This window comes from Pantoea jilinensis, assembly GCF_019104105.1.
GTDB lineage: Bacteria > Pseudomonadota > Gammaproteobacteria > Enterobacterales > Enterobacteriaceae > Pantoea > Pantoea eucalypti.
On sequence record NZ_CP077746.1, the window covers coordinates 1,492,619 to 1,516,774 of the forward strand.

The window sequence follows — 24,156 nt, forward strand, 5'->3', positions numbered from 1 at the left end:
CGGTTCATTGTCTTAAGCTTTTGAAGAAGGTGCATAAAAAGGTAAAAGCTATCAAACATATAGGATGAGACAGGTGTGCGATCCTGAAAATCCTCTATAGAGTAGCGATGAAAATACAAAAAAGAGGTGTGACCATGAGCAATTCCGTTGATGAAGATGCAAAAGATGCAAAGCCTATTGTCGAAGCCGATCGCGAAGCGCCTGAGGGCAAATGTCCTTTTCATGCGGGCAAACCACCTCAGTCAAATCAGGCGCCGGGTGGCGGAACAACTAACCGTGACTGGTGGCCGAATCAACTCCGGGTTGACCTGCTGAACCAGCACTCATCCCGTTCGAACCCGCTTGATGAATCCTTCGATTACCGTAAAGAATTTGCCAAATTAGATTACTCTGCACTGAAAGCTGACATCAAAGGGTTGCTCACCGAATCACAATCCTGGTGGCCCGCTGACTGGGGCAGCTATATCGGTCTGTTTATTCGCATGGCCTGGCACAGCGCCGGAACCTATCGCTCCGTGGACGGACGCGGTGGTTCGGGCCGTGGTCAGCAACGTTTCGCCCCGTTAAACTCCTGGCCTGATAACGTCAGCCTGGATAAAGCGCGCCGTTTACTGTGGCCAATCAAACAGAAATATGGTCAGAAAATCTCCTGGGCCGACCTCTATATTCTGGCGGGTAACGTTGCGCTGGAAAACTCCGGGTTCCGCACCTTTGGCTTTGGTGCCGGCCGTGACGATGTCTGGGAACCGGATATGGATGTGAACTGGGGCGAAGAAGCGGCCTGGCTGGAACACCGTCATCCGGAATCTCTGGCGCAGTCACCACTGGGCGCCACTGAAATGGGTCTGATCTACGTGAACCCGGAAGGTCCGGAACACAGCGGCGATCCTGCTTCTGCGGCCCCGGCTATTCGTGCCACCTTCGGCAACATGGGCATGAACGACGAAGAGATCGTCGCGCTGATTGCAGGTGGTCATACGCTGGGTAAAACCCACGGTGCCGCACCCGCCAGCCACGTCGGTGTCGATCCCGAAACCGCGCCCATTGAAGCGCAGGGCCTGGGCTGGGTTAACAGCCACGGCACGGGTGTCGGTGCAGATGCTATTACCTCTGGCCTGGAAGTCATCTGGTCTCAGACGCCTACCCAGTGGAGCAACTACTTCTTCGAGAACCTGTTCAAATATGAGTGGGTCCAGACGCGCAGTCCGGCGGGCGCTATTCAGTTTGAAGCGGCTGATGCACCGGAAATCATCCCGGATGCGTTTGATTCCACGAAGAAACACAAACCGACCATGCTGGTCACTGACCTGACGCTGCGTTTTGACCCGGAATTTGAAAAAATTTCGCGTCGATTCCACAACGATCCGCAGGCGTTCAACGAAGCCTTTGCCCGTGCCTGGTTTAAGCTGACGCACCGTGATATGGGGCCAAAAGCGCGTTACATCGGTCCGGAAGTGCCGCAGGAAGATCTGATCTGGCAGGATCCGCTGCCTGCACCGGTTTATCATCCAACCGTGGCAGATATCGCCCAGCTGAAAGAGAAGATTGCAGCATCCGGTCTCAGCGTCAGCGAGCTGGTGTCAGTTGCGTGGGCCTCAGCATCCACCTTCCGTGGTGGCGACAAGCGTGGTGGTGCCAACGGTGCCCGACTGGCGCTGCTGCCGCAACGTGAATGGCAGGTCAATGCCATCGCGGCACGCGTGTTGCCGACGCTGGAAGCGATCCAGCGCGAAGCACACAAGGCTTCACTGGCGGATGTGATCGTGCTGGCGGGTGTTGTGGGCGTTGAGCAGGCGGCGAAAGCGGCTGGCGTCGCGATTGAGGTTCCGTTCACGCCGGGCCGCGTTGATGCGCGTCAGGATCAGACCGACATCGAGTCGTTCGATCTGCTGAAACCGCGTGCTGATGGTTTCCGCAACTACGGCACTGGCTTTGGCAAAACCACCACTGAAAGTCTGCTGATCGATAAAGCGCAACAGCTGACGCTGACTGTACCGGAGTTAACGGTGCTGGTGGGCGGGATGCGTGCACTGGGTGCTAACTTTGATGGCAGCCAGCACGGTATCTTCACGCACCATGTGGGATCGCTGAACACAGATTTCTTCGTCAATCTGCTGGATATGCGTACCGAATGGAAAGCGACTGATAGCAGCAACGAGCACTTTACCGGACGTGATCGTGTTAATGGGGAAACCCGTTTCACCGCCACCCGCGCCGACCTGGTATTCGGTTCTAACGCGGTGTTACGTGCCTCGGCGGAAGTCTATGCCAGCAGTGATGCCCGTGAAAAATTCGTCAAAGACTTTGTGGCCGCCTGGACCAAAGTAATGAATCTGGATCGGTTTGATATCTGACTGGTGTTAACGCGGTAAAACGCTGACAAGTGACTGCACCCCAAAAGTTGGTAATCCAACCGAGTAGGGTGCAGTTTTTTTTGCGCGCTATGCTTCTGATGGCAGGTCTGAGGCGATCCTTTTTACTCAGAGCTGGTGTGGCAGATAATTACTCGTCCAGTTTCAGCGGCGGCAACTGCGCAAAAATGCTCAGCAGCCCTTCGCCCCAGCCTTTGCGGATCATGTCGAAATAGGGGTGCGTTTCGGTAATCCGGTGCTGCTGCGCGGCACTAAAGCTGTCTTTGGGGTAGGTCATCACATCCAGCGGCAGGCCCACAGAAAGATTACTGCGCAGTGTGGAGTCCATCGAAATCAGCGCACATTGCATCGCCTGATCCAGGGCGGTGTCGTAGTTCAGTACGCGATCGATAATCGGCTTACCATACTTACTCTCACCTACCTGGAAATAGGGCGTGTCGTGTGTGGCTTCGATGAAGTTTCCCTGCGGATAGATGTGGAACAGCCGCAGACCTTCCCCTTTAATCTGTCCACCGAGCAGCAGGTTGCAGCTGAAATCTGTATTGCCACCCTGATTTGCGCCGCTGTCCCGGGCGATCACTTCACGCACCGTTTCACCCAGCAAACTGGCGGCATCATACAGGGACGTTACGTTCAGCAGGTTTTCCCGCTCATCGTCTGCGCAGCGACGATGCAGCAGACTGATAATGCTCTGTGTGGTCGCCAGATTTCCGGCACTCTGAATCACCAGCACCCGTTCATCGCTTTGATGAAACACATGCAGTTTACGGAAGGTGGAAATATGGTCCACTCCGGCATTGGTGCGTGAATCTGAAACAAACACCAGGCCAGAGGACAAGCGCATGGCCACACAGTAAGTCATAAAATGGCTTCCTCAGGTATTCAGGATCATTGCGGAACGTCGAGCATGGCAACGGCGGCAACAGTGCGCATGTCTTCGCTTCCTCCACCTAACCGGATACCGCGGACCGGGCATGCATCAAGATAATCTATGCCGATAGCCAGTTTCAAATGCTGATTCGGTTGGCAGGTGTTATTGGTGACATCAAAGCTCTGCCACCGGTCATCCAGCCAGGCTTCCGCCCACGCATGCATGGCCACATGTGCGGAGTCTTCCGAGTATAGATAGCCGCTGACGTAACGCGCCGGGATACCCAGGCTGCGGCAGCAGGCCAGGAAAACATGCGTGTGGTCCTGACATACGCCGGTTTGTGCGGAAAAGGCCTGGGAAGCGCTGTCTTTTACCGTGGTGCTGCCGGGGTTATAGGGCATTTTCAGCAGCAGTTCGCCCATCAGATTGCACAGACTCTCATGCTGTGCCTGCGGCCGGTAGTAACGACTGGCGAAATCACGGATCGCGCCATCGGCCAGCGTCAGCGGGCTGGTGCGCAGAAACACCAGTGGTGAGAGATGCCCGCAATTATCATCTTCCGTATTATCTTCAATCTCCACCACGCCGTTGGCGACAATGGTAATGGCCTGATGGGGCTGGTCGAGTGTCAGAACATGCAGGATATTGCCGTAAGCATCCAGCGTGCGGGTGGCGTATTCCGGCAAGGTCAGATCCCACGACAATATCTTCTGATGACTGGAATCCTGCGGCGTAAGGCGAAGATATTGCGTGCTGTGTTTAACCTGTTGCGCATAGCTGTAATGCGTCTGATGCGTGACATTCAGTTTCATTATTGAGCCTCCAGATAGGTTTGATGAATGCACTCAGCGATGGCATTGGTCTGATCCAGAAACTGCATCAGCCAGGGACTGAGACCCATCTCAACAATTTCGTCCATTTCGGTGAAGCGCAGCTGAGCATAAAGGGTATGAACGCGACGACGGGGCTGATTACCCGCGCTGCCACCGATCTCATCCAGCTCCTGGGCCATAAGTTCGATGCAGGAAAGCAGAGAACGCGGTAGCTCGCGGCGCAGTATCAACAGCTCGGCAATACCTCTTTGGCTGATTTGCTGCTTATAAAGCGTGTGGAACGCTTCACGGGCGCTGACTGCACGCAATAGCGTGTCCATCCGGTAGTATTCACGCACCGGATCCTCATCGGCGTTCAACAGCTGATTTTTAGCATCCAGCAGGCGCGCGGTGCTGTCTGCGCGTTCCAGCAGGGTACCGAGGCGGATGAAGTTTTGTGCATCACTGCGCAGCAAGGTGCCAAACATCGCCCCACGGAACAGATGTGAACGTTCTTTGACCCAGTCAAAGAACGCGTCTGCACCGGCAGAACCGACGCCCTGACGGCGGATCAGCTTCATCTCTATCCACGTGGCATTGATGCTTTCCCAGACTTCAGAGGAAAGGCTGCCGCGCACCGCATGCGCATTGTTCCAGGCCATTTGCAGACAACTGAAAATGCTGCTGTGGTTGAAACTGTCCAGTGCGAAGAAATTAAGCAGATTCCCCATCGACGCCTGCGGATAGTGCTCGTCGAACAGATCCCGCGTGCCGGTCATGGTCAGCGGGACCAGTAAATCATTGTTTTCATCGCGTGCGTGGAAATCACGGATCGACATCATCGACAGCTTATTGGTCACGTCCAGCAGGCGTGCAATTGTCTCGGCGCGTTCCAGATAACGTGCCATCCAGTACAGTTCGCTGGCTGTTCTGCTTAGCATGCATCATCCTCCGTCGCATTTTCTTCCAGTACCCAGGTATCTTTGGTTCCGCCGCCCTGAGAGGAATTCACCACCAGTGAGCCATCTTCCAGTGCTACGCGGGTTAATCCACCTGGTACCAGACGAATTTCGGCGCCGGTCAGCGCAAAGGGCCGCAGGTCGATGTGACGCGGTGCGAGCCCGTTATCGACAAAGGTCGGGCAGGTGGAAAGCGCCAGTGTTTCCTGCGCGATGTAATTTTCCGGTCGAGCGCGCAGCAATTCACGGAAACGTTCAATTTCCGCCTTGCTGGCCTTGGGTCCAATCAGCATGCCGTAACCGCCTGCACCATGAACCTCTTTCACCACCATTTTTTCCAGGTTTGCCAGTACGAAAGAGAGATCGCTCTCTTTGCGGCATTGCCACGTCGGCACGTTGTTGAGAATGGGATCCTCAGCAAGGTAGTAGCGGATCATCTCCGGGACGTACGGATAGATCGATTTATCATCTGCCACGCCGGTGCCTATCGCATTCGCCAGCACCACACCACCGGATCGGTAGACCGACAGCAGGCCGGGAACGCCGAGCATGGAATCGGCGCGAAACGCCAGCGGGTCGAGGAAGGCGTCGTCGATACGTCGATAGATCACATCAATCCTGCAGGGACCTGCGGTAGTGCGCATAAACACCGCGCCGTCTTTCACGAACAGATCGACACTTTCAACCAGTTCAACGCCCATTTGTTGAGCGAGGAAGCTGTGCTCGAAATAGGCGCTGTTAAAGCGGCCAGGTGTCAGTACCACAACGGTCGGATCGTTGACGGTCGTGCTTTCGCGCAGGGTTTGCAGTAAGTGAGAAGGGTAGCGGGAAACCGGCGCGATACGCTGCCCGGCAAACAGTTCGGGATATAACCGCATCATCATTTTGCGGTTTTCCAGCATGTAAGAGACACCAGAGGGCGTACGGAGGTTATCTTCCAGGACGTAATATTCGCCATCGCCTCCCCGCACCATGTCGGTTCCGGCAATGTGGGCGTAAGTATCACGGTGAAGGTCGATACCCTGCATGCACGGCTGATACTGCTCGTTGGCCAGCACCTGTTCAGCGGGGACGATCCCTGCCTTGAGGATCTTCTGGTCATGATAAATATCATGCAGAAACGCATTGAGTGCCTGAACCCGCTGACGAATCCCGCGATCCAGCATCTGCCATTCGCTGGGCGGAATAATACGTGGCACGCTGTCGAACGGGATCAGCCGTTCCGCGCCATCGTCTTCACCATAAACATTAAAGGTAATCCCCACCCGGTGAAACAACAGCGCAGCTTCCTCTTTTTTGCGCTGGACGGCCTGCTGATCGGCTTTCTGCAACCACTGCCAGTAGTCCTGATAATGGCTGCGGTGTTTACCTTCAGCCATCAACATTTCATCAAAAAAGGGTGAATCGGAAAGGTCAATCTTGATCATCATCACCTCACAAACAGGACAGGCTGCAATTGAATCGTTCAATAACACTGACGATCAGGCATAAAGTGTGCCAGGGTGCAAAATGGGCTGAAAATCAGGGAAAAAGGGGCGGTTCTGCCCTGTTCGGGTGCGGCTCGCTTTCAGGTTGTGTGAAAAGAGGGCAAAAACAAGGTGCTTACTTTAAATATGGTCGCTGATGAGGCAATTGCCAGTAATGCCAGGAAACGACGCACTTACCGCAGAGTCCGCTTATCGGCTCCATGTGGATCAATTCAAGCTGCCTTAAGCAACATCTGCTCATGGAGCGCAGCAGAAAAACTCCAGGAATGAGAGATCTGTTGAGCGCGAGCAGCGGACAGTGAGTGAGACTGAAGCGGTAAGATAATTCAGACATTCAGGGCGATTCAGGCTGCAATTTATGTTTATATAAATTTTGAGAATCAGTAACTAAGAATTTTTAAGAGGGTGGAATGTGCGTATTCGACCATCATCACGGCTGATCATTCTTTCGCCTGAAAATCATGTCCTGCTCTTCAGGTTCTGTCATGAAGACGATGCTCTGAGGGGAAAAACATACTGGGCAACGCCGGGAGGAGGGCTTGAAAATAATGAATCTTTCGAGCAGGCCGCTCTACGCGAATTATTTGAAGAGACGGGTTTGACAGGAACATTAACTGGACCAGAAATAGCGTCCCGAACTTTCACAATGATGTTACCCAGTGGAGAGACAGTACTTGCTGATGAGCGGTTCTTTATGGTTAATGCAAATACAGTCGATCTCGATCGCTCAGGATGGAGTAGCAATGAAAAGGAAGTCATTCGCGATTATCATTGGTGGACAATAGAAGAGCTGATACACACCAATGAGACAATTTTTCCACGCGACTTAATCATTAACATACTTCAAAGCAAGCCGGACGGATCGTCGACGTTAACGGCGTCATGATATTCTGAACCTCTTCACTGACGCAAAACTGTCCACGGTTGTAACCCGTCTTTCTTCAATGTCATGACTTTGCTGCTATCAGCCCGTCACATAACAGCAACTGCCGCTCTCAAATATTTATTAGGGTGAAAATCCTTAAGAACCACGGTTGCCTGAAGAGAAGGGTTATTCACACAAAACGCCAAAAAGCAAAAAGCCCGCTTAGTTTCCTAAGCAGGCTTTTCTAATTTGGCTCCTCTGACTGGACTCGAACCAGTGACATACGGATTAACAGTCCGCCGTTCTACCGACTGAACTACAGAGGAATCGTTTGAACGGGGCGCATAGTAACGGCCACGCCGGAGCATGTCAAAGCTCTTTTTCATAAATTCGCGCGACTGCTGAAATAGTCGCCACTATCGCGTGTTATGCCGTGACAGAACGCGCTGCAAGGAGCATTCATGCGGAAAAAGAGGCACGCAAAACTGAGGTGTTTATGAGGTGTTCCGATGGTGCAAAGCGCTTGTCAGACTGCTGTGCGCATGATTTAAGCGGATAGTTTTTTACGGCCGTCACAAAGTCTCTATTCTCGCTTTGTCAGCAACAGAAACGAAACGTAGATTTCATTTCAATCCTGAACAGAATATACGGAGTTGACATGAACAAAGTCAGAATCGGCATGATCGGCAGCGGCTATATCGGGCGCTGCCACGCCATTGCCTACGCCCAGGCACCCACCGTCTTCGCGCTGAAAGGCGAAATCGTGCGGGAGATGCTGGCCGAAGTGAATCCTGAGCTGGCGGCCCGACAGGCAGCAACCTTTGGTTTTGCGCGTTCAACCGGCGACTGGCGCGCGCTGGTCAGCGATCCGGCGATTGATGTGGTGGATATCTGCGCGCCTAACTTCCTGCACAAAGAGATGGCACTGGAGGCGATTCGCCACGGCAAACATGTCTATTCAGAAAAGCCGCTGTCGCTGAGCGTGGCGGACGCGCAGGAGATGGTCGCAGCGGCTGAAGCCGCAGGGGTAAAAACGCTGGTCGGCTTTAACTATATGAAAAACCCCACCAGCCAGCTGGCAAAAGAGATCATTGCCAATGGCGAAATTGGGGATGTGGTCCATTTCTACGGCACTCACAACGAAGATTACCTCGCCAGACCGGAAACCCCGCTCGACTGGCACTGTCAGAAAGCGCTGGCCGGTCTGGGTGCACTGGGCGATCTGGCGGCGCACATCGTCAATATGGCGCACTACCTGGTCGGTGACATTGCAGAGGTCAGCGGTGACATGATGACGGTAATCACCTCACGGCCCGACCCGAAAGCACCTGAACGGCAGTTACCGGTTGAAAACGAAGATCAGGCCAGCGCGCTGCTGCGCTTCACGAATGGCGCACATGGCGTGATTGAAACCTCACGCATCGCCTGTGGCGCAAAAATGGGGCTGACGTACGTCGTCACCGGCACCAAAGGCACACTGCGGTATACCCAGGAGCGTATGGCGGAGCTTGAGCTTTATCTGCATGACGATCCCGCCGGGCGTCAGGGATTTAAAACCATCCTCACCGGGCCGGCACATCCGGACTACGCGAACTTCTGTGTTTCAGCCGGGCACGGCATCGGATTTAACGATCAAAAAACGGTGGAAATCCGCGATCTGATCAACGGTATCGCGGCAGGTGATCGCATGTGGCCCGATTTCGCAGAGGGATTGCAGGTGCAGAAAGTCCTGGAAGCGATTGCGCACTCCGCAGAGCAGCGCCGCTGGATCGCGGTGTAATGCAGCGTCACAGGTGAGAGGAAATTGCCGCTGCGGTAATGAATGCCGTCGGGCAGGGCGGGAACCTGAAGTTCCCGCCCTGACGTAATCAGATCAAGCCGCTTTTGTCCCACCACAGCTTGTCCAGCGCATAGAACCGATCACGCTGGCTCTCCGGCTGATTGAGATCGCGTTTCCACGGCTTCGCCAGAATATAGTGCAGGTTCTTCACCTCATCATCCTGCCAGAGGCCACGGTGCTGGAAGGGCAGCGTTTTTAACGCATTGTAGATATATGAGAGCGGTTTCCAGCGTTCCGCGAACACTTCATTCAGCAGATCCTGCTCGGAGAACGGATAAGCGCTGAGATCATCAATGGCGGCAATACGTTTTTCCAGTGCGTCGAACATTGCGTTGTCAGGCTTCAGCACCAGAAAACCGCCGTTGAGGTAATAGTCGACGCTCTCCGGCGCCTGCTCACCGCGTGCCTGCCAGGTGTAATGACACTGCTCTGGCTGCCATTCTGGCGGATAAGAGGCAATCTGGTTGGGATTACAGCGGCAGGCGTGACAGGCAGCCAGCGGGTTTTCACCCAGATCCAGCGTAAACAGCTCATCCATGTTTTTAAGCACCAGCATATCCGCATCCAGGAACACCACGCGCTGATAATCAGTGAGCTGCCATGCGCGCAGCTTGGTCCAGACCTCACCAAACTGCGCCGAGGCGTAATGCTGGTCAAGATCGTCACGCGGATAGAGCGGATCGACCGGTTTAATCACACAGCCTTCATTTTGCAGAATCTGACAGTCAGCGTCTGAAATCGCCGATGTCGTCATCACCACCAGCGGCCACTGGCTCTGGCTCTCTTTCAGCGAACGGTGCAGCGCTTTCACGCCCACCAGATAATCGGGTTGTGTTAACAGCGTTACCCAGGCAAACATAGCTTTCCTCAATCAGTCAAAAAGTGGCGTGATGTAGTCGTTACCCAGTCGGCCCTGCGGGTCGAGCTGGCTGCGCAGGGCGCGGAAGGCGTCCCACTTCGGATAGATCTCACGCCAGTTGTAGCGTTCTTCGTCGTAATACTTGCCCCAGTGCGGGCGTCCACCCTCCTCGGCGAGCAATTTTTCCACTTCAGTCAGGAAGTGCAGCCCTTCCTGAGATAGCGAGCCATCATCGGCGTAATAGACGACAAAGCCGAAAAAGCAGGTGGGTTGGTCAGTTGCCGGGCTGAGCCAGGCTGATGATGCGCCAGTGCAGCGCAGGATAATCGGGTAGTGCATATGCGGACGGTTTTCGGCATACCATTGCTTGATCCGGCGAATAATGGCCGGCGTTTTTGCCAGCGGTACGCCGATTTCCACATTGATCTGGGGAACTGCAATGCCACGGCAGAAGAGCTGGTAGATGTCACCGGTAACATCGGTGAAATCACGAAAACGGGTAACGGTGCGGAACTGTTTTCCCCCTTTGCCCTCAATCTGAGTATCGCGATGCATATGCGCCAGCGTCTGGTCGATAGTGTCGTTAAGACTCTCATCAACCTCACCCTCATGTTCCACCACCTGACGACCCTGTGCTTCATAGCGATCACGCTCTTCGGCACTCGCTTCATGGGCGTTCCAGACGTGCATCAGGTTGTCGTCAACAAACCACCACGCTTTGCTCAGCGGATAGTCGTTGTTCCAGCGCAACAGGTCCTCTTCAAGCGTATCGGCGGACACGGCATTCTTGTGGCAGGTGAAAATGCGAAACGGCTGCGTACGAAGTTTTACTGCAGTAACAATGCCCAGCGCCCCGAGAGAGACCTGCGCGGCCGGGAAGTCAGCTTCACCACGAACAAATTCGCGCACGCTGCCATCGGCCAGCACCATCCGGATTGCCAGCGCCTCATCGGCAATCGAACTCTGCTGCAAACCCTGGCCGTGCGTGCCGGTCGCCATCGCACCGGCCAGCGTCTGAATCGCTATCACACCTGGCGAAGATGCCAGCATGCGGTTCATTTCGGTCAGGCTGCGATAAACCTGCTCAAGCGGGGTCGCGCCACCAAAGGTCACGCTCTCTTCATCGCTGGCGAGCTGGCCACTCAGTGCGCTGAGATCAAGCAGCACATCATCATCAGCGACGTGCAGCATGCGGCCTGGCGACAGCTTGCTGCCAATCACCCGAATCTGACCGCGTGACTCCCGAAGAAGTGTCTGTAATTCCGCTTCACTGGCGGGACGATGAACCTGCTGACGACGGCCGATCTGCGCGTTCTGCGCCCAGTTCCACAGTGCATCATCATCGGGTTTAATATGGGTCTGACGAAGCGGATAGAGGCGTGCGTCTCTGGTCACAACAGCATTCCTTATTATTGCATTTAAAAGACAAGTATCACTAAGCGTAGACTATTGCCAAATGCAGTCAGGAATGCCGGTAATTATTTACGGATGTAACGTAACGTTGCGGTGACAGCCAGCTGACGATTACGGCGAATACTCTCCGCTTCGCTATTATCAGGGCTAAACAGGGCGTTGAAAGTATAACGGTTCGAAACGTGGTGAACGCAGATGCTACTGATCAGGCGATGAACATCAATGGTCTGCACGCCGGATGTAAACACGCCCTGTTGCTGACCCCGTGCCAGGATATCATCCAGCAGATCCAGCGCACTGCGGTTCAGTGCTTTTATCTGCGCCGACTGGGAAATATAGCGACCGCGCAGCAGGTTCTCACTGCAGACCAGCCGGATAAAATCGGGATGCTCGACATGGTAATCAAAACTGGCTTCCACCAGCCGTGTCATAGCCAGCTCTGGCTCCATCGCCGCAAGGTTAAGGCCCGTTTCATGCTGACGTATCTGCTGATAAACCTGTTCCAGCACGTCGATATAAAGCTGTTCTTTACTGCCAAAGTGATAGACCACCATGCGTTTCGTGGTCTGCGCATGCTCAGCAATCTGCTCCAGCCGCGCACCCTGCATACCAAATTCTGCAAACGTCTTAAGTGCGCCGGCAATGATGCGTTTTTTCAGCCCTTCAGGGTCATTTTTACGTTTTGTTAGTTCTGACATGGTGCTCAATAAAGTGATTCTGACCGGGGAATGTTAGCACAGTGTTGAGTGGCTGCCTGCAACCGCAGGCGCAGCAGATGCGGCAACCTGGCACACGCCGGACGATTGCAGGTATAATCCCGGATAGAATTTCACAGCTTCAGAGACGACTTAGAGACCACAATGACAAAACTCACCTTGCAAGAGCAGATGCTGAAAGCGGGATTGGTATCCAGCAAAAAAATGGACAAGGTTCAGCGCACAGCCAAAAAATCCCGGGTTCAGGCGCGCGAAGCCAGAGCCGCGGTGGAAGACAACAAAAAGGCGCAGCTTGAGCGGGATAAGCAGCTGAACGAACAGCAGAAGCTGGCTGTGCTGTCGAAAGAGTACAAAGCCCAGGTCAAGCAGTTGATTGAGATGAACAAAATTGATGTGGCAAAAGGCAACATCACCTTCAACTTTACCGACAATAACCTGATTAAAAAGATCATGGTGGATAAGCCTACGCAGACGCAGCTGATTAATGGTCGTCTCGCCATTGCCCGCCTGGCTGCCGACGCCAGTGGTGAGAGCCAGTACGCTATCATCCCGGCCAGCGTAGCGGATAAAATTGCGCAGCGTGATGCCAGCGCCATCGTGTTAAACAGCGCATTAAGCGAAGAAGCACAGGACGAAGATGATCCTTATGCTGATTTCAAAGTCCCTGATGATTTGATGTGGTAATTGTATTCTGACCCATTCAGAACGGGCTGGCGGCAGAGAGTTGCATTACCTCGCCGCTGACAGGATGAACAAACGTCAGCCCACTGGCGTGCAGCATCAGCCTTTCTGCCTGTTGGGCGCCCGGCATCAACAGCCCACCGTAAAGATCACAGCCCAGAATCGGGTGCCCCCGCTGCTGACAGTGAATACGAAGCTGGTGGGTGCGTCCGGTTTCGGGCGTCAGCTCAACCCGCGTGACCGGCAACGCGTCTCCCTCACTTCCCTGATAATAACCGCGTTCAGTGACCCGGTAGCGTGACCGCGCGGGTTTGCCCCTGATGGCGCATATCGTCATCCGGGGAAACAACGCCGGATCTTTCGCGATGGCAGCATCAATGACTCCCTCATCATCGGACAGATGGCCGCACAGCAGGGCCTGGTAGGTTTTGCTCACGCTACGCTGGCTGAACTGCTGGCAGAGGGCGGCGTTAATCGCCTTGTTTCGTGCAACAACCATCAGGCCGGATGTGCCGAAGTCGAGCCGATGCACCAGCGTGCAGCCAGGGAAAAGGCTGACCAGCCGGTGATGCACCGAATCAAGATTTTGCGGATTTTTACCTGACAGGCTCAGCAATCCGCCAGGTTTGTTGATCACCAGCAGATGTGCATCCTGAAAGAGAAATGTGATCTCATCAAAGCAGGGTGGGGCGATAAACGTATCGATAATGGCAGACATGGTGCAACCGGCAGACAAAGGGCCGGAGATCATAACCTATTGCCCGGTCACTGACGACGACGGCAGACTTCACCGGGTCTTTATTCTCCCGTAATGGTTTCACCGCTTTGTGTGGCGAGCGACTGGCTGGCCTGATGCGTTCCGAACCCCGCCTGAGCAACAAATACTGAGCATACCGTCGCGGCTAACAACGTGAGAAGAACAGAAAGTTTCATGGCTGCATCCAGTGCTGATAAGGGCAGTCAGTCTGGCAGGAACGGTGACAGAGACAAACAGAACAATCCGGAAAAAAACTTTTAGTACATTTGAACAGCAACTTGCACGATTTTTAGTGATTTATTCGGGCAAGTCTCGCTTTAACGACTACAGTCTCTGGTGAGGTTGTCATCAATTCGTACCAAATGGAGGATTTTCTGTGTTAATTCAAAACGACGAGAAAGGCCACGTCATTATTGGCGAAGCGGCACTAAGCCTTGCCCTGGGTGAGAAAGAAATCAGTATCGCATCACTTTTTACTCAGCTGGGTTTGATGGCGAAATCTGAAAGCAACGCTGATCGACTGGAGAAAATCGACAAAGCCAGAAACTGGCTGAGTAGTTTTACGTCACCAGCGGTTGCCCAGCAGCAGGTGCCGTACCTGCGAACGCTTGCAGGCCTGAACGAAGAGCTGAACTAGCCCCGATAGAACTGACGCCAGTGGACGTAGTCCGGCTCCGGCCGGAAAACGACGAAGCGGACGACCTCAACGGTTGCGCGAGAGCGTATACCGGCCGGAGATAATGTCAGGGACGACACTTCTCCTGCCCTCAAAAACTGCACCTGTGATCGCGACGTTATCCCTTTCTACTACAATCTGCCAGATCCCTTTCTGCCTGCAAACCGCCAGCCTGATACAAATCAGGCGAGAGACACATCGCACCCGCCGTCCAGCCAGATTGTATCGCTGCCATCATATTCAACATCTTCACGTCGTGCCTGCGGCGGCCGTTGCTGTAGGCTTTCTGTTTATCGACTGTCTTGTTGTCTGAAGATAATGACTATTTCAGCCAGCCTCGTTGTGACAAGGCTGGCTGAATTAACGTGCAGGACAGATTGACGCGTTGCTACGGGTTAAAAACTCTCCCAGCTGGCGTCTGCGGATGCCGCCACAGGCACAGCAGGCACTAAACGTGGCGTCAGGACCGGAGTCCGGGTTTGCACGGCAGAGAGACGGAACACAGCCACTGTTTTTTCCAGTTCATCTGCCTGCGACTCCAGAGAGCTGGCTGCAGCGGAAGACTCTTCAACCAGCGCGGCGTTCTGTTGCGTGGTGGTATCCATTTCGGCCATGGCCGTGGCAATCTGAGAAATGCCGCGGTTTTGCTCGTCAGATGCGGCAGCAATCTCACCCATAATGTCTTTAACCTGACTGACTGAGCGAACGATGTCATTCATCGTGGTGCCGGCGCGTTCAACAAACGCAGAGCCATCCTGCACCCGGTCAAGTGACTCGCGAATCAGCGTTTCAATCTCTTTAGCGGCCAGCGAGCTGCGCTGGGCCAGATTTCTCACTTCACCCGCAACCACCGCAAACCCGCGCCCCTGTTCACCGGCGCGTGCCGCTTCCACGGCAGCGTTGAGTGCCAGGATGTTAGTCTGGAAAGAGATGCTGTTGATGACGTGAATGATTTCGCCAATTTTCCCTGAACTCTGGCTGATGCTGTCCATGGTGACGATAACATCACGGATAATCTCACCACCGCGTCCGGCATTCACCGACGCATCGGTCGCCAGCTGACTTGCATGGTGGGCATTCTCCGCATTCTGTTTCACCGTCGAGGAGAGCTCTTCCATACTGGCAGCCGTCTGAACCACGGCGGCAGACTGCTGTTCAGTGCGCGATGACAGGTCGGTGTTGCCTGCGGCAATTTCTGCCGAAGCGCGCGCCACGCTGCTGACGCCATCGCGCACGTTGGTGATGATGTTCTGCAGGCTGATGTTCATTGCATCTACCGCCTGCATCAACTGACCCAACTCATCGCCACGCGTGGTTTTCAGCGAGGTTGTTAAATCACCGCTGGCGATACGCTGCGCGGCATTCAGTGTCTCTTTCAGGGGCTGCGTAATGCTGCGGGTGATCCGCCAGGCAATCAGCAGGCTCAGAATGGCACAAATCAGCGCGGCAAACGCAATACGCCACTCCGCCTGTTTAATGAACTCTGCAGAAAGCTGAGACTGGAACGCAAAGGTATCAGAGACTGCCGCATTGAGCCGTTCAGCAGCAGCAGTCAGGCTCGCAGATTCGCCTTTTTCTTTCTCTGAAGCATCGATATAGCGCGTTAAAGCCTGGCGCTGCTGCGCAAGCGTGTTAAGTAAGTTTCGCGTGCCATTACTAATGGTGGGCTGAGCAAAAATGTCCAGCTGCTCACTCAGCGTATTAATCGCAGTGTATTCTTCCAGGACCGCATCTCTGCTGGTCTCTGTGGGTTTATCCAGAAACGCTTTTTCAACATTGGCGGCATCAAACAGTGCGGCAGCCAGATGCATGACGGGAAGGGCCGCATCCGGTGACTGAGCCATATCGAGCGATTCAAACTGATGTGCAAAACCGATCAGGGCACCGGGTTTAATCGCATTGAGAGCGGCGGAGGTCGTTTCCGCGGATGCCACGAATTTCTCACGCTGGTTCTTATAGTCGTTGAGCAGCTGTCCCATCAGGGTGACTTTCTGCTGACCAATCTCATCCCATTTGAATCCATCCAGCCGTTTATAAAGCGCTTCTAGATCCTTCAGGGCCTGAACGTTCTGTGACGCAAATTTGGGATCTTTGGTGTACTGGTAGAGGGTACGGTTAAGACGTGCTTTGCCTAAGGTGTTAACCATTTCCACGGTAATTGAGCGCCGGGCAGAGTTGTCTTTGATACTGCGAAAACAGTCAAAAGCCATAAAGGTAATGGCAAGGGAGGCAGCGATAAGGACGATAAAGCCGGCACCCAGTTTTTTTCCGATTTTAATATCAGAGATACGTTGAGAAAGACCCATGAGGTTCACCTTTAATGAGGTTCAGAAGCAGAAGAAAAGGAAAAAAAGTTAAATAATGCCAAAGATTATCTTTATATCGTCAGGGTGAAAATAACCTTTAATTTTATTTATAATTGCATGAGGGGCTAATGAGTTGGCTTTTTATTGTTAATGTTGAAATTATTTGCCTTCTAATAATTTCAGGCATGATTGCAAGCTTCTGATTAATAAAATAAAAATTTATAATTATATGGATTTGAATTGTATTTATTTGATCCTGATCAAAATTATTTTATGAAAGTATGGATCAAAAGCGATAACGGTTTACAAAGGGAAAATGCAGGATTTTGCTAATGTTTTGATTAAGCAGTCAGATATAAACAGCTTTATTCATGAGCAATGCTATTTGCCACGCGCACTATCCTATAAAGTAGAAATCCGGTTCTGAATAGTGAGCACAAAATATGCCAGATTACTGTTTCTACACGCAGGGAAAACAGACCATTGCTCTGGCAAGGTCAAATATGAACCGCGCCAGCGAGTTGCTTGTCCGGGGGTTTATAAAAGAGGCTGAAGAAGTGCGTGCTCCTGATGAAAAGCAGGCCGCTGCGCGCTTTGCAGATATCAGAAAAGAGAATGCCATTGATCGGCATAAATTTCTGGCCGGCGCGGGAACAATGCCGTTGATTGGCGTGCTCACAGCACTGGCTGCCTTTCTTTTCTGGCGTAAAAAATAATCCTGATTCTCCGCAGTTCTTCAAAAAACAGTCGGCCGACGCCCTGACGCTATCGGGCACAGCATTATCACAGGAAGCTGTGCCAGGCGTTAACCCGCCAGCGTCTCTTAATATGGTGGGGTTGTCTCGCTGGAACAAAGAATGAACACCCACGTCCGTCGAGAATCTTCATTATCTGTCAGGCGATCATCTTCATCCTGAATGACTCCGTATTTACGCAGATTCCCCTTTCCAAACCACTCTGCTAAACATTCTTACAGATATTATTCATGCCTTCAGATTGATGTGACAGTGATTAGTTTGTTTAAAATTTAAATCACATTAAGGTTAGTCAGGTGTCACCGAAAAATTACGCTGATTTTTATCTCAGACCGTATTCAGTTATCGACTAATAAAATTAGTGATCTCACTAAAAATTCAGTATGGTCTGAACGTTATCCTACATTCCCCCTCCATTCTTTAGTTCCATCCCTAATCGGCTCAGGCATACAGAAATAAAATTTTCAGTATTTTGTACGTTAGTTATTCCATGGAATAAAAGTCTATAAACGCAATTTTTATAGCTGAATATTGCGAGTCGCCGCCTGTCTGATAATAATTGCCGTCATTGAGGTACGGCACAAATCAATCTGATTGTTAGCGCAAAGCGCGCTATTCAGTTCTCTCAACGAATGGTCAGAATGTTCCGTTGGGACAGATTGCGACGAAGCAGTTACCCAAAAAAGGATCAACCGGTTCTGCCGTGCCTTTCAGCATCAAGCTGATTGGCTGTGATTTATCCCCTCAGGCAGGCGCACCTGCGGAGAAGAAAAACTACACCAAAGCATCCATCACCTTCACGGGTCCAACAGTAGACGCCACCACGCTGCAGGTGACAGCAAATGATGCGGGTCAGCAGCCAGCCAAAAACGTCGGTATTCAGATTATGCAGGCGAATAAGGCTGTGCATGTTAATGGTACTGCCAGCACTGAAGCCAGCAACATCCTTGTGGGTGAAAACGAAATTCCATTCACGGCAACGTATGTGGCAACCGCTGAAACGGGTGTCACTGCGGGTGCGGCAAACAGTTCTGTCAACTTCACGGTGAACTATCAGTAACCGTAACGTCACAGTGTCCGCGACACCCTTATCGCGGACACACGCCTTACTGTTATCAGAGGAACGAACGATGCCGGGCCATATGTTACGAAACACCTTATTTACCCTCTTTATCTCCACTGCGTGTCTGCTGCCTTCTCTGACAAGTGCAGGCGGAATAATGCTGGGAGGCACCCGCATTATTTATCCGGCAGACCAGAAGCAGGTCAGTATGTCTGTGCGCAATACATCTGAAGACAGCAGTTTTCTGGTGCAGTCCTGGGTTGAACAGTCGGATGACCAAAAAAGTCAGGATTTTGTTGTTACCCCGCCGCTGTATGTCAGTGGGCCGTGTAATGAGAACACCCTTCGTCTGATGTATGTTGGCGCGCCAGCTGCGCCCGACCGTGAAACACTTTATTACTTCAATACCAAAGCCATTCCTTCCGTGGATAAAAAGAAAATGGAAGGGAAAAACATGCTCATGCTGGCAGTCGTCACACGGATCAAATTATTTCTCCGCCCGGCAGGACTCACACCCGCGATCGAGAAAGCACCTGCTGAGTTGAAATTTCATCGCGCTGGTGGACAGGTGCGAATTGAAAATCCGACACCAATAGCGCTCAACTTCAGCGTAACGCTGAATAGGTTATTTCTCATTAGTGCCATCCTGTCAAAAAGTAATAGAGCTGCCCGGCAGAAAAACTGCCGGTAACTTTTATTTAAGGGCACACACAGGCAATCGCCGCCCCGCCTCTGTTTCTGTCACCTGAAGTGGGGAGGCTTATTATTATTTAATGATTAATAACAGAGGGTCTTTATCTAATACGAGGTTGTCGCGTTCCGCCCAGCCTCTGAGCTTGCCGGGGTTAAGTAATCCTTCAGGATCAAGACACTTCTTAACAGAAACGACGTCAGGTTTAATTTCTCCCTGTTTACCATCCTCAATATGATAAACATGTGGGTTATTTATTTTTACGTCATTGTCACGGAAGGTTGTCATTATTTCATTCAGTCTTTCTTCGGTTGAATAACGCACAAGTTGCAAACCGCTTGCGGTAATATTGCCATCATTGTCACGCAGGAATTCAATATGCGAAATAACCTCATCACCGAACAACGCTGCCATATCGATAATCTGCTGACGATAACAGGTGTGATTAAACGCTGTCTGTAAATATGTCAGAGAGCTGTCAACTTTAAGTGCGTGCAGCGTGGTGTGGTTCCAGCAATACTCCATCAGCGACGCGTTAGCCTCACGCGCTTCGTCGGCCGGCTGGCGCAGGGCGCTCTGACCGCGGTATTTTTCCAGCAGATGCGCGCAAAATCCTTCGCTTTCCTGCGCGATCACACTGATTACCGCATGCTGGCTGGCCTGATAGCGTCCGTTCAGGTGACTGAAATAAGAGGGGATTGGCGCGGCGAACAGCGCGAGCTGGCGTTTTGCCAGCCCCGGCGAACGGGCAAAGGCATTGGCATAATCCAGCGCATCGGTGAAATCATCAAACACGTCCAGCCTCTCAATCCACTGATGGACCGGTGCCAGTGCCAGCGCCACCTCAAGCACAATACCGTTGCTGCCATAGGCATGATGCAGCAGCAATGCCTGTGGCGCGGGCACCTGCAGAATGCGTGGTTCGGCTTCCATCGTCATGACTTTTACGCTGAGCACATTGCCGGGCGCGCCGAGTGGGCCGTAGTTAATGGAGCCGATACCGCCAAATCCGCCGCCGTAAAGGCCGCCCAGACTGGCGAGCCGGTAGGTGGAAGGCATGCAGCGCAGTTCCCATCCTGTTGGCCGGGTCAGGGTTTCAATCTCCGCCAGTCGGATCCCAGCCTGCGCCCGTACCACGCCGTTGCCCAGTTCACATACCTGATTGAATCCGGTCATATCGACCAGAATGCCGCCCTCCAGTGGCACCAGCTGGCCGTAGTTGCCGGTCGCGCCGCCGCGCAGGATCAGCGGCAACTGATGCTGAACACAGGCTTTCACCAGTAATCTCAGCTCTTCTTCGCTGCGCGGCCTGACCACGGCATCGGCCTGTTTGTCTTCCAGTTGCCGCTTAAGCACCGGGCTGAACCAGTGAAAATCACGGGAAAGGCGTTTGACCTTCGGCGCCTGTAAAGTCCAGTCCAGATCAGGCAGCGCCTGCAGAATCAGGGCGAGCGCCTGTTGACGTTGTTCACTGTCCATAATCTTCCTGCCTAAAGATGAATGAGGTTAATGAGATTGCACGGCTTCGCTTTCATGCCAGGCACTCAGCACGCGTCGGGAAATCCAGGACATCGCGCCAAAGAGTGCAATGCCGGTGAGTGAAATAAGCAGCAGAGCGGCAAACATCAGCGGGATGTCCAACTGATAGCCAGCCTGCAATATCTGGTAGGCCAGGCCGGTATTATTGCCGCCGGTGCCGGCCACAAACTCAGCCACCACCGCACCAATCAGTGACAGACCGCTGGAAATGCGCAGTGCGCCGAAGAAATAGGGCAGAGCGGAGGGAATGCGCAGGCGAATGAGGATTTGCAGACGGCTGGCGTGATTCAGCTGAAAATAGCTCAGCAGCCCCGGCGATACGCTGCGAAGCCCCTGTGTGGTATTGGAAATAATCGGGAACACCGCCATCAGCGTTGAACACACCACCAGCGACAATGTGGTGTCTTTGACCCAGATGATGATCAACGGCGCGATGGCGACGATCGGCGTCACCTGCAGGAACACGATGTAGGGAAACAGCGCGGTTTCAATAAAGCGGTTCTGTACCAGTACGAACGCCACGACTGCACCGATGACAATCGACAGTAAAAATGAAATCAGGGTGATTTTCAGGGTGAACAGCAGCGACGTCATCAGCGAACCGCAATGTGTCCACAGGCTTTGCAGCATCACCACCGGTGACGGCACCAGAAACTGAGGGATGTTGAAATAGCTCACCCAGCCTTGCCATAGCAAAATGACCACCACGGCGACTACCGCCGGATAGAGCACTTTGCGAAACGTGGGGTTGTTGATCCACGGAGAAGCATTTTGCGTTTTCATACCGTTACTCCATACCCGATTGGCTGGCTTGCAGCAGGCTGTCCTGCAACTGCTTCGCATAGCGTGAAAATGCCGGACTGACGCGGAAATCTTCGCTGCGCGGAAAAGGTTCGTTGATGGCGATATCTTCCACCACGCGCCCCGGACGCGCGGCCATCATGATCACCCGCTGCGACAGGAACACCGCTTCGTGGATCGAGTGAGTGACGAACACGACCGTCAGTCCCTGTTCCCGCCACAGGCGCAGAAGGTCGCTGTCGAGTTTGTTGCGGGTGATTTCGTCGAGCGCGCCGAACGGTTCATCCATCAGCAGCAGCTTCGGGCGCGTGACCAGGCCGCGGGCAATCGACACGCGCATCTGCATGCCGCCTGACAGTTCGCGAGGCAGGACGTTGGCAAATTTGCCAAGCCCCACCAGTTCCAGCGCTTCACTGACGCGGGTATTGGCTTCAGCGCGGGGTACGCCTGCCAGATCCAGCGGCAAACGCACGTTGTTCTGCACATTACTCCACGGCATCAGCGTGGCTTCCTGAAACACGAAAGAGAGCGGAACCTGCGCTTTTTCACGACTTTCGCGGCGCCACAGCATCAGCTTGCCGTCGCTGGGTTCCACCAGACCGGCAACCATTTTTAACAGCGTACTTTTGCCGCAGCCCGACGGGCCGAGCAGCGTGACAAATTCGCCCTGATTAATGGTCAGATTGACCGGCAGAAGCGCGCGGGTGCCGTTGCTGTAAATTTTCTCCGCCGACAACACCTCGATAGCCGGAACGGTTGGAGAAATAACTGAGCGGACATCGCTCATCACGGTGAGTTTCGGGGCTGAATTCATGGCATAACCTTCGCGTCTTTAATCATGTCGAGGGTATAGGTCTGCGCAAACGGCACTTTATCCGCGTCGATGAGTTTATTTTTGACCAGCATCTCCCAGGTCTTTTTCAGACGAGGTTCAGTGATGATGCCGATACCGCCGGTTTGCGCGTCGCCACCTGTCACCAGCGCATACTTCTTCATCTGCGCAATGCCAAAGGCAATCTGGTCGGCGCCCATACGCGGGTTAGCCTGGGTAATGAGCGCGTTGCCCGCGGCGGGGTCCTGCAGATATTCCTTCCAGCCCTGCATGGAGGCTTTCACGAACGCCGCCACGGCTGCCGGGCGTTTTTTGACAGTGTCGGCCATGCAGATAATGGAGTTGCCGTAAGGCGGATATCCCCAGTCGCTAAGCATGTAGACATAGAACGGTTTGCCACCTTTCTCGATTGAGAACGGCTCGGAAGTCACATAACCCTGCTGTACCAGATTATTGTCCGCAAGAAACGGCTGCACGCTGAAGGTGTAGGGCCGGACTTTGGCGTTACCCAGCCCCAGTTCACTTTTCGCCCAGGGCCAGAAAGAGGTATACGCCTCGGTCGCCAGCAAAAAGGTTTTGTCTTTCAGTTGCTCGCCGGCCCCGACTTTATCGTGGCTGATAAACACCGTCGGCGAATGCTGGAACACCGTCGCCACGGTCACCGCATGCACGCCAGCCTGCCAGGTTTCCAGCGCCTGGCCATTGTCGCCGAGCGTACAGTCCGCCTGACCAGCGGCCATCAGTTGCATCACGTTAACCTGCGGGCCGCCCATTTTAATGCTGACATCCAGACCGGCGGTTTTGTACAACCCTTTAGCCTGCGCCTCGTAAAATCCGCCATGCTCCGCCTGCGCGTACCAGTTGGTCAGGAACGTGAATTTCTCTTCCGCCATTGAACTGGCCGAAACGCCGCTCAGCAGCAGAGCCAGCAGGGTGTAAGTGGGTGAACGCCGTAGTTTCATCTTGAGAATTCCTTTATTCAGAGGCCAGAGAAGACGAAGGAGGAGTGAAGCGGGTTTGCACAAAGCCGTTCCAGTGGTGTTTACCCCAGGTGGGTTCGCTGCGGACTGTCCATTCCATCAGGTGGATCTCCGTGATCGCCTGCGCCCAGCTTGCCGCCAGCGAATCGAGGATCGCGTGCCCCTGTTCGGCGGTTGCGCCAATCGGATCGCCGATTACGCCGCTCGGACCAAAATCATAAGAAGCCCAGGCGGCGACAGGGCGGCCAGATGACAGCGTCGGACAGGGAAACGCCGGCGGATAATTGGCGACTGCGTGCTCCATGTGAACGCATTCCGGTGCCAGAGCCAGCATTACTGCCGTTTCGCTGTGACCGGCATGCATCGCCATTTTCTGCTCCTGCGCACTCAGGAACTGATTTTCCACGTTAGGCACGCGGAACACGTCGTGCGGGATCATGATCATGTCCCCGTGACGCAGGCGCATTTCCCGCGAGGCCATTTGCAGCACCTGCGGCTGTCCGCCGTGCCCATTGATCATCAGCAGTTTGCGGAACCCGGCGCGGTAGAGCGATTCGGCAATTTCCAGCACCGTCTGCAACAGCGTGTCGCCGGTCAGGGTCAGCGTGCCGGGGAAGTTCAGATGCTCGTCCGACTTGCCGTAAGTAATGGGCGGAATCGCGAAGGCCGGAATCTCTTCCGGAAGCCGCGCCAGTGCGTGACCCGCGACGCCGGAGGAAATCACGCTGTCCACCGAACACGGCAGATGCGGGCCATGCTGTTCGATGGCGCCGGTCGGTAAGACAATCACGGTGTTAGCCTTGTCGGGCAGAGCAGCGATAGCTGTCCAGCTCAGAAAAGGGAGAAAACGTTCTGCGGGAATATAGCCGTTAATCATGCTC

General features: G+C 53.5%; 23 protein-coding genes and 1 tRNA gene. 8 read left to right on the top strand and 16 right to left on the bottom strand.

Annotation, left to right across the window (positions count from 1 at the left end; all coding sequences use genetic code 11):
- Positions 1 to 134 precede the first annotated feature (134 nt).
- Entirely contained in the window at positions 135 to 2,354 is a 2,220-nt protein-coding gene (katG, locus tag KTJ90_RS06870; RefSeq protein WP_004571350.1) for a catalase/peroxidase HPI, read from the top strand.
- 148 nt (positions 2,355 to 2,502) lie between these two features.
- Here the strand turns inward: katG and KTJ90_RS06875 are convergent, their stop codons facing one another.
- The 4 genes from KTJ90_RS06875 to KTJ90_RS06890 are packed head-to-tail and all read right to left on the bottom strand — an operon-like array spanning position 2,503 to position 6,441.
- Positions 2,503 to 3,234, bottom strand: a complete 732-nt coding sequence (locus KTJ90_RS06875; protein WP_105099003.1) for a proteasome-type protease — start codon at positions 3,232 to 3,234, stop codon at positions 2,503 to 2,505.
- Positions 3,235 to 3,260: 26 nt separating this feature from the next.
- Positions 3,261 to 4,055, bottom strand: coding sequence for a transglutaminase family protein (locus KTJ90_RS06880; protein WP_004571352.1), 795 nt, complete (start codon positions 4,053 to 4,055; stop codon positions 3,261 to 3,263).
- Positions 4,055 to 4,996, bottom strand: a complete 942-nt coding sequence (locus KTJ90_RS06885; RefSeq protein WP_499026054.1) for an alpha-E domain-containing protein — start codon at positions 4,994 to 4,996, stop codon at positions 4,055 to 4,057. Before KTJ90_RS06885 ends, KTJ90_RS06880 begins: the two co-directional genes overlap by 1 nt.
- Positions 4,990 to 6,441: a circularly permuted type 2 ATP-grasp protein gene (locus tag KTJ90_RS06890; protein ID WP_499026472.1), complete on the bottom strand. Its 1,452-nt coding sequence runs from the start codon at positions 6,439 to 6,441 to the stop codon at positions 4,990 to 4,992. The genes KTJ90_RS06885 and KTJ90_RS06890 overlap by 7 nt, the downstream gene beginning before the upstream one ends.
- A gap of 472 nt (positions 6,442 to 6,913) precedes the next feature.
- Here KTJ90_RS06890 and KTJ90_RS06895 point away from each other — a divergent pair, with 472 nt between their 5' ends.
- A complete protein-coding gene (locus KTJ90_RS06895; RefSeq protein ID WP_033762056.1) occupies positions 6,914 to 7,387 on the top strand; it encodes an NUDIX hydrolase in 474 nt (157 codons plus the stop codon).
- 229 nt (positions 7,388 to 7,616) lie between these two features.
- Here the strand turns inward: KTJ90_RS06895 and KTJ90_RS06900 are convergent.
- Positions 7,617 to 7,692, bottom strand: a tRNA-Asn gene (locus tag KTJ90_RS06900).
- 332 nt (positions 7,693 to 8,024) lie between these two features.
- Here KTJ90_RS06900 and KTJ90_RS06905 point away from each other — a divergent pair.
- The gene (locus KTJ90_RS06905) at positions 8,025 to 9,146 is read left to right on the top strand and encodes a Gfo/Idh/MocA family protein (RefSeq protein WP_476158696.1); all 1,122 of its coding nucleotides are present in this window, start codon (positions 8,025 to 8,027) and stop codon (positions 9,144 to 9,146) included.
- An 88-nt stretch (positions 9,147 to 9,234) separates the two neighbouring features.
- On the opposite strand, the gene KTJ90_RS06910 is transcribed toward KTJ90_RS06905, so the two are convergent.
- From KTJ90_RS06910 to KTJ90_RS06920, 3 genes are all read right to left on the bottom strand, one after another.
- Positions 9,235 to 10,065 carry a glycosyltransferase family 8 protein gene (locus KTJ90_RS06910; RefSeq protein ID WP_499026055.1) on the bottom strand — a complete coding sequence of 277 codons (831 nt, stop codon included), beginning with the start codon at positions 10,063 to 10,065 and terminating at the stop codon, positions 9,235 to 9,237.
- 12 nt (positions 10,066 to 10,077) lie between these two features.
- Positions 10,078 to 11,460: a D-arabinono-1,4-lactone oxidase gene (locus KTJ90_RS06915; protein ID WP_438476901.1), complete on the bottom strand. Its 1,383-nt coding sequence runs from the start codon at positions 11,458 to 11,460 to the stop codon at positions 10,078 to 10,080.
- 83 nt (positions 11,461 to 11,543) lie between these two features.
- Positions 11,544 to 12,176 carry a TetR/AcrR family transcriptional regulator gene (locus KTJ90_RS06920; RefSeq protein WP_008926027.1) on the bottom strand — a complete coding sequence of 211 codons (633 nt, stop codon included), beginning with the start codon at positions 12,174 to 12,176 and terminating at the stop codon, positions 11,544 to 11,546.
- 162 nt (positions 12,177 to 12,338) lie between these two features.
- Between KTJ90_RS06920 and KTJ90_RS06925 the strand changes: the two genes are divergently transcribed.
- Positions 12,339 to 12,878 carry a DUF2058 domain-containing protein gene (locus KTJ90_RS06925; protein ID WP_078804538.1) on the top strand — a complete coding sequence of 180 codons (540 nt, stop codon included), beginning with the start codon at positions 12,339 to 12,341 and terminating at the stop codon, positions 12,876 to 12,878.
- Between the two features lie 16 nt (positions 12,879 to 12,894).
- Here the strand turns inward: KTJ90_RS06925 and KTJ90_RS06930 are convergent, their stop codons facing one another.
- A complete protein-coding gene (locus KTJ90_RS06930; RefSeq protein WP_033762058.1) occupies positions 12,895 to 13,593 on the bottom strand; it encodes an RluA family pseudouridine synthase in 699 nt (232 codons plus the stop codon).
- A gap of 80 nt (positions 13,594 to 13,673) precedes the next feature.
- Positions 13,674 to 13,808, bottom strand: coding sequence for a hypothetical protein (locus KTJ90_RS06935; RefSeq protein WP_255348850.1), 135 nt, complete (start codon positions 13,806 to 13,808; stop codon positions 13,674 to 13,676).
- Positions 13,809 to 14,008: 200 nt separating this feature from the next.
- Between KTJ90_RS06935 and KTJ90_RS06940 the strand changes: the two genes are divergently transcribed.
- Entirely contained in the window at positions 14,009 to 14,269 is a 261-nt protein-coding gene (locus KTJ90_RS06940) for a hypothetical protein (RefSeq protein ID WP_004571361.1), read from the top strand.
- Positions 14,270 to 14,703: 434 nt separating this feature from the next.
- Here KTJ90_RS06940 and KTJ90_RS06945 read toward each other — a convergent pair whose 3' ends face one another.
- The gene (locus KTJ90_RS06945; RefSeq protein ID WP_499026056.1) at positions 14,704 to 16,614 is read right to left on the bottom strand and encodes a methyl-accepting chemotaxis protein; all 1,911 of its coding nucleotides are present in this window, start codon (positions 16,612 to 16,614) and stop codon (positions 14,704 to 14,706) included.
- A gap of 443 nt (positions 16,615 to 17,057) precedes the next feature.
- On the opposite strand from KTJ90_RS06945, the gene KTJ90_RS06950 reads away from it, so the two are divergent.
- The 3 genes from KTJ90_RS06950 (at position 17,058) to KTJ90_RS06960 (ending at position 19,123) form a co-directional block, all read left to right on the top strand.
- Positions 17,058 to 17,330 carry a hypothetical protein gene (locus tag KTJ90_RS06950; RefSeq protein WP_499026057.1) on the top strand — a complete coding sequence of 91 codons (273 nt, stop codon included), beginning with the start codon at positions 17,058 to 17,060 and terminating at the stop codon, positions 17,328 to 17,330.
- A gap of 688 nt (positions 17,331 to 18,018) precedes the next feature.
- On the top strand, positions 18,019 to 18,429 hold the full coding sequence (locus tag KTJ90_RS06955) for a fimbrial protein (protein WP_499026058.1): 411 nt from the start codon (positions 18,019 to 18,021) through the stop codon (positions 18,427 to 18,429).
- Between the two features lie 160 nt (positions 18,430 to 18,589).
- The gene (locus KTJ90_RS06960) at positions 18,590 to 19,123 is read left to right on the top strand and encodes a fimbria/pilus periplasmic chaperone (protein ID WP_499026059.1); all 534 of its coding nucleotides are present in this window, start codon (positions 18,590 to 18,592) and stop codon (positions 19,121 to 19,123) included.
- Between the two features lie 75 nt (positions 19,124 to 19,198).
- Here KTJ90_RS06960 and KTJ90_RS06965 read toward each other — a convergent pair whose 3' ends face one another.
- From KTJ90_RS06965 to KTJ90_RS06985, 5 genes are read right to left on the bottom strand one after another with little or no spacing between them, the layout of a single operon-like run.
- Positions 19,199 to 20,602, bottom strand: a complete 1,404-nt coding sequence (locus KTJ90_RS06965) for an FAD-binding oxidoreductase (protein WP_182629515.1) — start codon at positions 20,600 to 20,602, stop codon at positions 19,199 to 19,201.
- Between the two features lie 27 nt (positions 20,603 to 20,629).
- On the bottom strand, positions 20,630 to 21,445 hold the full coding sequence (locus KTJ90_RS06970) for an ABC transporter permease (RefSeq protein WP_004571365.1): 816 nt from the start codon (positions 21,443 to 21,445) through the stop codon (positions 20,630 to 20,632).
- A gap of 4 nt (positions 21,446 to 21,449) precedes the next feature.
- Positions 21,450 to 22,277 (bottom strand): ABC transporter ATP-binding protein, encoded by an 828-nt coding sequence (locus KTJ90_RS06975; RefSeq protein ID WP_004571366.1) that lies wholly within the window; start codon positions 22,275 to 22,277, stop codon positions 21,450 to 21,452.
- The gene (locus KTJ90_RS06980; protein WP_140033262.1) at positions 22,274 to 23,257 is read right to left on the bottom strand and encodes an ABC transporter substrate-binding protein; all 984 of its coding nucleotides are present in this window, start codon (positions 23,255 to 23,257) and stop codon (positions 22,274 to 22,276) included. Before KTJ90_RS06980 ends, KTJ90_RS06975 begins: the two co-directional genes overlap by 4 nt.
- A 13-nt stretch (positions 23,258 to 23,270) precedes the next feature.
- A complete protein-coding gene (locus tag KTJ90_RS06985; RefSeq protein WP_004571368.1) occupies positions 23,271 to 24,152 on the bottom strand; it encodes a creatininase family protein in 882 nt (293 codons plus the stop codon).
- Between the last annotated feature and the right edge of the window lie 4 nt (positions 24,153 to 24,156).